This is a genomic window from Pseudoalteromonas sp. A757 (genome assembly GCF_004103285.1).
Classification (GTDB): domain Bacteria; phylum Pseudomonadota; class Gammaproteobacteria; order Enterobacterales; family Alteromonadaceae; genus Pseudoalteromonas; species Pseudoalteromonas galatheae.
In genome coordinates this window covers 88,383-100,370 of sequence record NZ_QNQN01000068.1, presented here as the reverse complement: position 1 = coordinate 100,370, position 11,988 = coordinate 88,383, and the positions used below count along the sequence as shown (strand labels likewise).

The window sequence follows — 11,988 nt, the reverse complement described above, 5'->3', positions numbered from 1 at the left end:
GTAAAATTTTGGTTTGTGACAGTGAAAAAAGTCACAAATGCGCTCTTTTTTGTCGGGATCTTAGATCTTTACTGTAAAGATCGGGATCGTTAGGTGTTGAGTTAATAAAATTCTGATCTCAAATAGGTCTAGGTTAGTAAAAACATGATCTGAATAGCTGATGTTGGTAAATACGTGATCTCAGTTACCAGTGGCTAGTAAAAATCTGATCCACAATAGATAAAAGGGCCTGACGGCCCTTGCTGATTAAGGAACTATATAAGTCGATATTTAGCTAGAGTGTTTAGAACTGGTTCATGGTGTTGGCTTCACCGCCTGCTTTGAGAGCATTCTCACCAGAGAAATACTCTTTGTGCGTGTCACCGATATTAGAGCCTGCCAAGTCTTGGTGTTTAACTGATGCTTGCTCGCGACGGATTTCTTGTCGTTGCACATCGCGTACATAGGCAAGCATACCCGCGTCACCAAAATAGCCTTCAGCCAGAATATCGGTGCTGAGCGCTGCTGTATGATAAGTTGGCAGTGTAATTAGGTGGTGGAAAATACCCGCTTCTCTTGCCGAGTCACGCTGGAAGTTTTGCACCAGTAGATCGGCTTCTGTTGCCAATTCGGTTGCGTCTAACTCTGGTGCCATCAATACTTTTGCATCCGCGCTTGGATTTGGGTATGCCGATAAGTCTTTACCTTGCTCCTGCCATTGTTGGTATACCTGTTCACGGAATTTTAATGTCCAGTTGAACGATGGTGAGTTGTTGTACACAAGCTTAGCGTTAGGCACTTGCTCGCGAACTCGGTTAACCAGCTCGGCAATTTGCTCGATATTTGGCTTTTCGGTTTCAATCCACAATAGATCTGCGCCTGACTGTAAGCTAGTTACACAGTCTAGTACCACACGGTCTTTTTCTGTGCCTGCTCTGAATTGATAGAGGCCGTTATCCAAGCGAACTGGTTTCTGTAATTCGCCATCCAGCTTAATTGCCATTTCACCTTCTTGTAAATCAGCGGCTGAGGTCACAGGCGTGGTGTCTAAGTAGCTGGTGTATTGACTCGCAAGGTCACCAGCTGCTTTTGATACTGGTACCTTTTGCGTCAAGCTAGCACCCAATGAGTCGGTACGAGCAACGATCACGCCATCTTCAACACCAAGCTCAAGGAAAGCGTATCGCACAGCGTTAATTTTAGCTAAAAAGTCCTCATGGGGAACCGTTACTTTACCTGCTTGGTGGCCACACTGTTTTGCATCCGATACTTGGTTTTCGATTTGAATAGCACAAGCGCCCGCTTCAATCATTTGTTTAGCTAAAAGATAGGTCGCCTCTTCATTACCAAAACCGGCATCAATATCTGCAATGATAGGCACTACATGGGTTTCGAAATTATCGATTTTGCTAAGGATCTCGGTTGTGTCTTGGCCTTTGGTTTTTGCTGCATCAAGCTCTTTGTAGAGATGGTCTAGCTCTCGTGCATCGGCTTGCTTGAGAAAGGTGTAGATCTCTTCAATCAAAGCTGGAACCGCTGTTTTTTCATGCATACTTTGGTCAGGTAGTGGGCCAAACTCTGAGCGTAGCGCTGCAACCATCCAGCCACTTAGGTATACATAAGAGCGCTTTGTGGTTTTATTGTGGCGTTTTACGGCCATCATCATTTGTTGCGCGGTAAAACCGTGCCAACAACCAAGCGATTGTGTGTATTGGCTGCTATCTGCGTCGTACGCTGCCATGTCTTCACGCATCACTTTTGCCGTGTATTTTGCAATGTCCAAACCGGTTTTAAAACGGTTTTGTAGGTGCATACGGCTGGCATACTCAGGACTGATAGACTGCCAAGTTTTTCCTTGGCTTTGGCATAGACTAGAGAAATGATCTAACTGAGTTTGATACTGAGACATAATTAGCTTCCTTTGAACGGGTACTATAAATCAAATTAAATTCTGGTTGTTTGTTACACGAAACCAACCGGTGTGAGAGTGGTTGGCTGCGGGCTTAATTAAACACTAGGCCGATAAATTAGATTTTTTAAATTTATAGTTGTTATTGTGAGTATATTTTTTGTGAATGAGAAAAGGGGTTCGTTTTTCCAAAAATTGTTTTATGTTTGACCTATCCCGTTCAAAAAATGTTAATCAAGGACTCTCCATGAGCAAGTATGTCACTCATTCAGGCTTCCAAATTGCGACTCCACTGGCGCACTTTGTTGAGCAATCTCTACTTCCCGGTACGGGGATCGCGGTCAATCAATTTTGGCAAGGCGTAGCGGATATTTTTTCGGAACTTGGGAAGCAAAACCAAGCGTTACTCAACAAACGCGATACCCTGCAACAGCAAATTGACGATTACCACCTCTCTCATCCTGATTGGCAAGCTGCAGAATATCGGACATTTCTTGAATCTATCGGTTATTTGCAGCCTGAGCCTGAAGACTTTACCATCGAAACCGAGCATGTAGAGCCTGAAATTGCGAGCGCAGCCGGTCCTCAGTTAGTGGTGCCTGTCAGTAACGCAAGATTTGCGCTCAATGCGGCGAATGCGCGTTGGGGCTCCTTGTATGACGCGCTCTATGGAACGGATGTTCTTGGTGAAGAGGATGGTGCTGAGCGTACTCAAGCCTATAATCCGAATCGCGGATTTAAAGTCATGGCTTATGCTAGGCAATTTCTCGATAAAGCGCTGCCGCTGGCAGAAGGCTCTCACATAGAAAGTACGAACTACGCGATTCTAGACGGCAATTTGGTGATTACACTAAACGACAGCACCCAAGTTGCACTGCAAAAGCCTGATCAGCTAGTGGGTTATCAGGGGGAGGCACAAAATCCAAGTGCGATATTGCTATGTCATCATGATCTGCATATTGAGATCCAAATCGATCCGCACCATCCGATCGGACAGGCAGACAAAGCCGGGATCAAAGATGTCGTCCTTGAGGCTGCACTTACGACAATCATGGATTGTGAAGACTCAGTTGCGGCGGTAGATGCACAAGACAAAGTATTGGTATACCAAAATTGGTTAGGCTTGATGAAAGGGAGCTTGAGCGAGACCTTCGAAAAGTCAGGACAATCACTGACTCGGACGCTAAATGCCGACCGAAGCTATGTAAATACACAAGGCCAGCGAATGACACTAAAAGGTCGTTCTATGATGTTTGTGCGCAATGTTGGCCACCTAATGACAACACCAGCGATACTGGATGCAGAAGGAAACGAGCAGTTCGAAGGGATCTTAGATGCCATCATGACAAGCACGGCTGCGCTGCATGATTTGCAGGGAAATAGTCCGTTTAAAAACTCGACGGCAGTAAGTATCAATATCGTGAAGCCAAAGATGCACGGGCCTGAAGAGGTCGCTTTCACTGATACCCTATTTAGCCGAGTTGAAGCGATGCTCTCGCTACCTAAAAATACCATTAAAATGGGGATTATGGATGAAGAGCGCCGTACTTCGGTAAACTTGAAAGCGTGTATTGCTGCCGCTAAGCAGCGTGTAGTATTTATTAATACGGGCTTTTTGGATAGAACAGGCGATGAAATTCATACCTCAATGCTGGCGGGCCCTGTATTGCCCAAAGTGGCAATTAAAGGACAGTCTTGGATAGCGGCCTATGAAGATCAAAACGTGGATATTGGCCTTAAAACCGGTTTTAGGAAAAAGGCACAAATAGGCAAAGGAATGTGGCCAATGCCAGATAAAATGGCGCTGATGATGGAGCAAAAGCAAGGCCATCCGGAGTCTGGTGCTAATACTGCATGGGTGCCCTCTCCTACCGCAGCAACGCTCCATGCAATGCACTACCACTATGTGGATGTGTTTGCCCGCCAACTTGAGATAAAAACACGTCAGCAGGCGTCGCTCGATAACTTACTGACGCCCCCGTTGATGTTAGAAAACGATTTGTCTGCGGAGGATATTCAAGCCGAATTAGACAATAATGCGCAGGGCATTTTGGGCTACGTGGTGCGCTGGATAGATCAAGGTGTAGGTTGCTCAAAAGTGCCTGATATCAATCACGTTGGATTAATGGAAGACAGAGCAACCCTTAGGATCTCAAGCCAGCATATCGCTAACTGGTTATATCATGGTATTTGTAGCGAAGAGCAAGTGGAAAAAACCTTTAGGCGCATGGCGGCTGTAGTAGATGGTCAAAACGAAGGTGACAGCCTCTACCAACCAATGCTCAATGACCATAAACCGCTTAGTGAAAACCTCGCCTATAAAGCGGCGTTATCTTTAGTATTTGAAGGCCGAGTACAACCCAATGGTTACACCGAGCCGCTACTTCACGCCTATCGACAAGCCTATAAGCAGCAGGCAAATTAGTTCCTTTTTATTTCGATGTCACTCAAATCAAGGCTGGTCAATCCAGCCTTTTTGGTTTTTCTGCTTGTGTCGAGGTAAACCTCGACCTACGTTGGATTTGTAGGTCGTGATGTATATCTTTCAGCACATTAGCACCTACTATGGCCATAATATTTCAATTGCAGAATTGGCTGATATCGTCCCATTCACGTAAAGAACCGTTTTACTGAGGTGTTCGGGCTCAACCCAAATCAATATCTGCAATGGTTTCGAGTGCAGAAAATGTGTGATTTATTAGAAAGCACGAGTAAGCCATTTGATTGGATTGCGCACCAGGTAGGATACGACAGCCTGCCGTAAGACGTTTGATAAGTGTATGGGCTTAAGACCAAGCGAGTTTCGAAAACGTTTCTAGTTATTTAAACTTGACTTAAAGTAAAAAATATTTGACTTGTGGTTGAGCAAAGCTTACGCTTTCAATGTAAAGAATACTTAACTTTGAGTAAAGTGAGGGTAACATGGAAAGCAGCAATAAGATTAAAGCGTTTTTAGACTCGTTGAGTTTCCGTGACTTAACGATTGCGATAGAGTTTTTGGTAACAGGTTATATCTTGTATTTTTATTTAGGCGAAATAACAGCGGCTACAGAGCAGTTACGTCAAGATCCTAGTTGGGTATCAGGATTGTTGCTCAAGGTGATTGTTATTTCTATCGTGACATCTATTGCAGGTCAGCTGCTACTGAGCTTTGTTAGCGATAAAGATATGGATAAGCCGTTAGATGAGCGTGAAAAGTTGATTGCGCTATCAGGGTGCAAACCGGCCTACTGGGTGCTTCAGATTGGTGTGTGTATCTCTATTTTCCAGTATTCAGCCGAAGCACAAAATTGGTCGCAAGCGCTTCCTTTTGAACTACCATTTGCACCACTTCATATTTTAGTGATTGCATTTTTGCTGGCTGAATTGGTCGGTTATGGAACCCAGCTCGTCAAAGCTCGTTTGGGGGTTGTGTATGTCTGATTTACCAATAAAAAACAAAATCAGAATGCTACGTTTTATGAGCGGTGAAATGACACAAAAAGAACTTGCTGAGCGGGTGGGTGTCACAAGACAAACGATTATGGCCATTGAGGCTGCCAAATATTCTCCCTCGCTTGAAGTCGCCTTTAAAATAGCGCATGTATTTAATATCTCTATTGAAGAGGTATTCGAATATCAGCCATAAAGTGCCAAAACAAGCGTGATGTAAAGGGGGTTTACGTCACGCTTTTTTGTTTCTGTGAGCACCGATACGTTTTTTGATTTAAATAGTTTAATTATCAGGCATTGTGTTCTAGGCTTTAGGTAAATATATTGTTACTACTAAAGATAGTGCCTATGCAATGAACTGAGTAGTCATGCTATAAGGCCGATTGTCACAGACTTGCTCACGAGGTGTCATGGTTAAGCAGTACATATCAGTGAATAACTTGATTGGCATGGCTATATTGGTGTGGAGCTTGGTAACTACTCCTGCCAGTGCAAGCGAATGCAGTAAAACGGTGAATATCGGCGTTGTTGCCGATTGGCCACCATTAACTGTATTTGATGAGCTTGGACCTTGGGGCCTAGACGTAGACATTGCCGAGATGGTGTTCCAGCACGTTGCCGTGTGTACTACTTATATTCGCCTCCCTTCCAGCGCTCGCACTTTTGAAGAAATGTCAAAAGGAGTGATAGATGTTGCGGTAATGGTTAGCTACACTAAAGATAGAGAAGTATACGGAGATTTCTCTCAGCCCTATCGTTTTGAACGTATGCGATTATTTTCTTTATCACCTCCCACAGCGCTTCCCAATTTAGCTTCATTACTAGAGCAATCGAAAACTATAGGGTTAAGCATAGGATCCTACTATGGCGAAGAGCTTGGTGAGCTGAAACAAGATCCTCGCTATAAAGATCAGTTTGTGAGTATTGCCAGTGCGCAGCGTCGAGTTGAAATGCTAATGAAAGCTCGTGTTGACTTTATTGTGGACGATATGATCACGGGAAATTATTTTATCAAAGAGCGAGGGCTTGACGCAGCGCAGGCTTGGCCTTACGTGATACATGATAACCAAGTACATTTTTTGCTGCGTAAAAATGTTTTTAGTGCGAGGCTAAAAAGTAAAATTGATGAAGCGATCGTAGAACTTAAACCTAAGATTGAATTGTTAGTGGCGAGTTATCAGTCAAATGCTTCTTTTGGGGTTTCAACTGTCTCAAATCGGTTCCCCGGTTACCAGTTGTTACCGCTTTCAAATCTTAAATAGCAAGGGTGTTTTGTCTTACTCAGTTCCCTCATTTGATTCGGTTTTGACTGTTTTCTAGTCAAGATAAGCTTAATCAGATTGTCACATCAAAACGGTAAATTATCGCAAATACCTGCAAAATATCAGATTTTTTAAATTTTTTTAAGATTTTTTGTAATCCTTTAAAACCCCTTAGCTATCATGGGATTAACCTAGGTACAAACGTCAAAAAATTGGCTTTTTACAAAAAGTCAACCTTGAAGTCTTAACTTTATCACCCTAAGCTTATTTTAATTGAACGGTCAATTAATAAAAAGCTATGCCAAAAGTCGGAATGGAACCTGTTCGTCGTCAGCAGCTAATTGACGCTACTTTAGAGTCAGTTGCCGAGTTAGGATTACAAGCAACCACTATTAATAGTATCAGTAAAAGGGCCGGTCTCTCATCAGGGATCATCAGTCACTATTTTGGTGGTAAACAAGGCTTGATTGAAGCAACCGTGCGCTATCTATTAAACAACTTGAAATACAGTTTGTTGGACAAAACCTACGGTGGTTGTAGTGCCGAGCAGCGACTCATGTATATCGTAGAGGCTAACTTTGCCATGGTGCAGCAGCAGTCAAATACGACGCGTACCTGGTTGAGTTTCTGGGCGCAATCTATGCACGATGACGAGCTTCACCGACTACAGCGTGTTAACAGCCGCCGTCTGCAGAGTAACTTAGCGACTTCATTTGCTGCCTTTATGCCTCGGCCTGAAGCAAAAGAAGCGGCTGAGCTTGCCGCCGGTATGATTGACGGACTCTGGTTAAGAGCTGTACTAAGCAAAGCTGACCATCATGCGTTTCATCATAGTGAAACGCTCGCAAAACGCTACATTCAATCACTTATTAAGCAGTTTGGAGGATAATGTGACAGTCCCTGTATATCAAAATTTTATTCATGGCCAGTTCTTGGCAAACCACTCAGGCGAAAAGTTTGCAGTAAAAAATCCAGCAACGGATGAAGTGATCTACGAGGTAGAGGTTGCTGATAGTCATGTTCAGCAAGCTGCGATTGAAAGTGCCAAAGCGGGCTTTGCATTATGGTCAGCAATGGCGCCAATTGAGCGTAGTCGTGTTTTACATAAAGCGGTATCTTTGCTGCGCGAGCGTAATGATGAGCTTGCCAAGATTGAAGTGTTAGATACAGGTAAGCCTTGGCAAGAAGCGGAATGTGTAGACATTCAAACAGGCGCTGATGTGATTGAATACTTTGCAGGGTTGGCTCCCGCTCAAGTTGGCACTCAGCAGCCTGTGGCAGGTGACTTTTTCTATACTCGCAAAGAGCCTCTGGGTATTTGTGCAGGCATTGGCGCGTGGAATTATCCTCTGCAAATTGCGTGTTGGAAATCAGGGCCTGCACTTGCCGCTGGTAATGCTCTCATTTTCAAGCCATCGGAAGAAACACCACTTGGTGCAATTAAGCTGGCTGAAATCTTTATTGAAGCCGGTGTCCCTGCGGGAGTATTCAATGTGGTACAAGGTGCCGCTGAAGTGGGCCAATGGCTTACTACCAGCCCTGATATTGAAAAAGTATCGTTCACCGGTGAAGTGGGTACTGGCAAAAAAGTAATGCAAAGTGCGGCAAGCAATTTAAAAGAAGTGACGATGGAGCTAGGTGGAAAATCACCGCTGATCGTCTTTGAAGATGCTGATATTTCTCAAGCGATAAGCGCCGCGATGTTAGGTAACTTCTACACCCAAGGTGAAGTGTGTACTAACTGTACGCGCGTATTTGTACAGCGTAAGGTTTATGACGCCTTTTTGGCCGAGCTAAAGCAGCGTACTGAACAAAATATCATCGCCGGCGATCCGCTCGATCCAAAAGTAAATCTTGGCGCCCTAATCTCAAAACAGCATCACACCTTGGTGATGGATTACATTGCAAAAGGCAAAGCTGAAGGCGCAACCTTACTTACCGGTGGTGAGGCACTTAGTCCTGAAACGGCACCAAACGGCTACTTTGTTGCACCGACTGTATTTATCGATTGTCATGATGACATGACCATAGTGAAAGAAGAGATCTTTGGTCCGGTGATGTCGGTATTGGTATTTGATGACGAGGAAGAAGTCATTCAGCGTGCAAACAACACCCACTTAGGTCTGGCTGCGGGTGTATTTAGTAAAGATATTCAACGTGCACACCGTGTCATCCACCAGCTAGAAGCTGGTATTTGTTGGATCAATAGTTATGGCAACTCACCCGCTGAAATGCCCGTTGGAGGCTATAAGCAGTCGGGCATTGGCCGCGAAAATGGCATCGAGACGCTAGATCAATATACCCAAACTAAGTCTGTGTATGTTGGTATGAGCGATATTGAAAGTCCATTTTAATCGAGGAGTATGATGACTGATTTTGATTATATTGTTGTAGGTGCAGGTTCTGCAGGCTGTGTGCTTGCAAATCGCCTATCGGAAAATCCAGCGCACAAAGTACTGTTACTCGAAACGGGTGGTAGCGATAAGAGCATTTTTATTCAGATGCCAACCGCGCTGTCTATTCCAATGAATACCGATAAATACGCTTGGCAGTTTCATACTGAGCCTGAGCCGTATTTAGACAATCGCGTTATGCATTGCCCTCGCGGCAAGGTACTTGGGGGGTCGTCGTCAATCAATGGCATGGTGTACGTTCGAGGTCATGCAAAAGACTTTGATGAGTGGCAAGACCATGGTGCGCAAGGTTGGGATTATCAGTCTTGTTTGCCTTACTTCAAGCGCGCTGAATCTTGGTATTTAGGTGGCGATGAGTACCGTGGTGAGCAAGGTCCGCTTGGTACCAATAATGGTAATGAAATGGCAAATCCGCTCTATCGTGCATTTATTAGCGCAGGTGAGCAGGCCGGTTATGCGTTTACCAAAGACTATAACGGTGAGCAGCAAGAAGGCTTTGGACCAATGCATATGACCGTCAAAGACGGTAAACGTTGTTCATCAAGCCGAGCATACTTAGACCCAATTAAGCACCGTAGCAACCTGACTATTGTAACGGGAGCACTGGTACAAAAAGTACTGTTAGATGGTAAAACCGCTACAGGCGTTGAGTTCAGCGTGAAAGGAAAACTGAAAAACGCGAATGCAGCGAAGGAAGTGATCCTGAGTGCAGGTTCAATCGGTTCACCGCACTTATTACAATTATCTGGTATTGGTGATAAAGAAGCGTTGACAGCCGCGGGCGTAGAAGTGAAACATCATTTACCTGGAGTTGGCAAAAATCTGCAAGATCACTTGGAGTTTTATTTCCAATACAAGTGTAAGCAGCCCATCACCTTAAACGGCAAGCTAGGGTTAATTTCTAAAGGTTTGATCGGTGCAAGATGGTTGCTTGATAAGTCAGGTCTTGGCGCGACCAATCACTTTGAATCTTGTGCCTTTATTCGTTCGAAAGCGGGCGTTGAGTGGCCAGATCTTCAGTATCACTTTTTACCCGCCGCTATTCGCTATGATGGGAAAAGTGCCTTTGACGGTCATGGGTTCCAAGTTCATGTTGGCCACAATAAACCAAAGAGCCGTGGTGAAGTAACGATTAAATCAGCAGATCCAACGGCTGCGCCTAAAATACAGTTTAATTATCTGGCAGAACAAGAAGACATTGAAGGCTTTAGAGCTTGTGTTAGGTTGACTCGTGAAATCATTGAGCAGAGTGCGTTTGATGACTTTAGGCAGAGCGAGATCCAACCAGGTGAACATATCCAAACCGATGAAGAGATTGATGCCTTCGTGCGTCAAGCGGTAGAGAGTGCTTACCACCCTTCTTGTTCATGCAAAATGGGTGAGGATGAAATGGCGGTTGTAGATTCACAAACCCGTGTGCACGGTGTAAAGGGGCTACGCGTTGTGGATTCATCTATTTTCCCGACCATTCCAAACGGCAACCTCAATGCGCCGACTATTATGGTCGCGGAAAAAGCAGCGGATATGATTTTAGGCAATTCGCCACTTGCCGCTGAGGGAGCAAACGTTGCTATGACGCAAAACTGGCAACAGGTTCAACGTAGTTCGGAGATCTAGTTTCGCCACTCGTATGGGAAAGTTCGTGCCCCATATGAGACCTGCAGTGGCATGCAGTGCAAATCGTTTGCACTGCATTAATGCGGGAATAATGTAAATAAAAACAACGGAGAAAAAATGAGTTACTTCTATCAATTTTGGGAGGGTGACAATGACAGTATGGCTTAGTGCAGGCATCATTTTCACCCTATTGGCAATTGCCTTTATTTTATTGAAGTGGGGGAATTTACAGTGCGTTGGTGTTACACCGGTTAAAACGTTCACTTTTATTGCAATCTTATTTACTTCTGGCCTAGACGTTGGCCTGATCATGTTTCCGCTTACGGAGTTTGCGGGTTACGCAGACATAAAAGCAAGCCCAGAGTATGCATTTACTAATCCGCTGGCCATAGAGTTCGGCTTTTGGGGATTTTTAATCTGGGGTTTCTACTTTCTTACGTGCTTTTATTTCTGCGTAATAGAGCCCAAAGTGAAATTTTTTGAAATTCCTTGGGTAAAATTCATTAATAACCTAGTTATTATCGGTACATGTGCGTTTACTGCATTCTTATTACTGTCTAACCTACCTTGGTATTTACCTAGTTTAGGCGATGGTGAGTCGATTATTCCTAGTTTCTATCTGATTGTGTTTGCGGCGATCGCCTTTGCGGTTTATTCAAGCACTAGCCTTAAGTACGTGCGTTTTTTAAGTATCACAACGACATGGGTATTTATCGGTTTAATTGCCTTTATGTGGGCGTCTGCGTTTGTCTTTGGTGACAGTGCAATGTCGAGTTATACCAATAACTTGGCGCTGATCGGCGGTTACTTTGCCAATATAGATCAGTTTGTGTTGCCACTTAATGACTATCACGAGTTCTATCTATTCTGGTGGTTTGCGTGGAGTATCATGATAGGGCAATTCACATCGCGTTTTGTCGGCGGCTTGAAAACTTATCAAGTGCTAGCGGCGATGTTAATTTTCCCATCTATTCCAATCGCAGCATGGTTTAGTGTGCTTTATCACTATCATGAGGCTGGGATCCCAACTGCGGGTATTAAAAACTTTGCAATGGTCTTTGTTGGCGTGGTGTTTGTAATCAATTCGCTCGACTCTTTGATCCGTTTATATACAGATAACCTTAACCTCACAGTTAGCCGTTTAGGAAAAAGAAACTATATTTTATTTAATATCGTGGCGTTATCACTGCTTACGCTGTTATTTAAACTAAACTTTTTACAGATCCAATGGGTTGGTGCGTTAGTCATAGGCTTGTTCTTCTCATGTTTTGGTTACATTGCTTATAGCAAATACAAAACCGTGAGTAAGATTGATAGCTCGCCAAAAGACAACCTTATCGACTTTAGAAAAATTGAATCAGTAAACTAGGGATAC

At 44.0% G+C, this 11,988-nt stretch carries 10 protein-coding genes; 9 read left to right on the top strand and 1 reads right to left on the bottom strand.

Translation table 11 applies throughout. The features are described 5' to 3' along the window. Positions 1 to 283 precede the first annotated feature (283 nt). On the bottom strand, positions 284 to 1,888 hold the full coding sequence (locus DRB05_RS11405; RefSeq protein ID WP_128727053.1) for an isocitrate lyase: 1,605 nt from the start codon (positions 1,886 to 1,888) through the stop codon (positions 284 to 286). A 247-nt stretch (positions 1,889 to 2,135) separates the two neighbouring features. Between DRB05_RS11405 and DRB05_RS11400 the strand changes: the two genes are divergently transcribed. The 9 genes from DRB05_RS11400 to DRB05_RS11360 all read left to right on the top strand — a co-directional run bounded on the left by DRB05_RS11400 (position 2,136) and on the right by DRB05_RS11360 (position 11,982). Further along, positions 2,136 to 4,313, top strand: a complete 2,178-nt coding sequence (locus tag DRB05_RS11400; protein WP_128727052.1) for a malate synthase G — start codon at positions 2,136 to 2,138, stop codon at positions 4,311 to 4,313. Positions 4,314 to 4,523: 210 nt separating this feature from the next. Continuing rightward, a complete protein-coding gene (locus tag DRB05_RS22970; protein ID WP_239966548.1) occupies positions 4,524 to 4,652 on the top strand; it encodes a hypothetical protein in 129 nt (42 codons plus the stop codon). Positions 4,653 to 4,810: 158 nt separating this feature from the next. Further along, complete coding sequence (locus DRB05_RS11390; RefSeq protein ID WP_128727051.1) at positions 4,811 to 5,311, top strand: hypothetical protein; 501 nt, start codon at positions 4,811 to 4,813, stop codon at positions 5,309 to 5,311. After that, positions 5,304 to 5,516, top strand: a complete 213-nt coding sequence (locus tag DRB05_RS11385; protein WP_128727050.1) for a helix-turn-helix transcriptional regulator — start codon at positions 5,304 to 5,306, stop codon at positions 5,514 to 5,516. Before DRB05_RS11390 ends, DRB05_RS11385 begins: the two co-directional genes overlap by 8 nt. 214 nt (positions 5,517 to 5,730) lie before the next feature. Then, entirely contained in the window at positions 5,731 to 6,582 is an 852-nt protein-coding gene (locus DRB05_RS11380; RefSeq protein WP_128727049.1) for a transporter substrate-binding domain-containing protein, read from the top strand. 298 nt (positions 6,583 to 6,880) lie between these two features. Next, the gene (betI, locus tag DRB05_RS11375) at positions 6,881 to 7,471 is read left to right on the top strand and encodes a transcriptional regulator BetI (protein ID WP_128727048.1); all 591 of its coding nucleotides are present in this window, start codon (positions 6,881 to 6,883) and stop codon (positions 7,469 to 7,471) included. Between the two features lies 1 nt (position 7,472). After that, the gene (gene betB / locus DRB05_RS11370) at positions 7,473 to 8,936 is read left to right on the top strand and encodes a betaine-aldehyde dehydrogenase (protein WP_128727047.1); all 1,464 of its coding nucleotides are present in this window, start codon (positions 7,473 to 7,475) and stop codon (positions 8,934 to 8,936) included. 9 nt (positions 8,937 to 8,945) lie between these two features. Beyond that, complete coding sequence (betA, locus tag DRB05_RS11365; protein WP_193554567.1) at positions 8,946 to 10,613, top strand: choline dehydrogenase; 1,668 nt, start codon at positions 8,946 to 8,948, stop codon at positions 10,611 to 10,613. Positions 10,614 to 10,764: 151 nt separating this feature from the next. Continuing rightward, on the top strand, positions 10,765 to 11,982 hold the full coding sequence (locus tag DRB05_RS11360; protein ID WP_128727046.1) for a BCCT family transporter: 1,218 nt from the start codon (positions 10,765 to 10,767) through the stop codon (positions 11,980 to 11,982). Positions 11,983 to 11,988 lie beyond the last annotated feature (6 nt).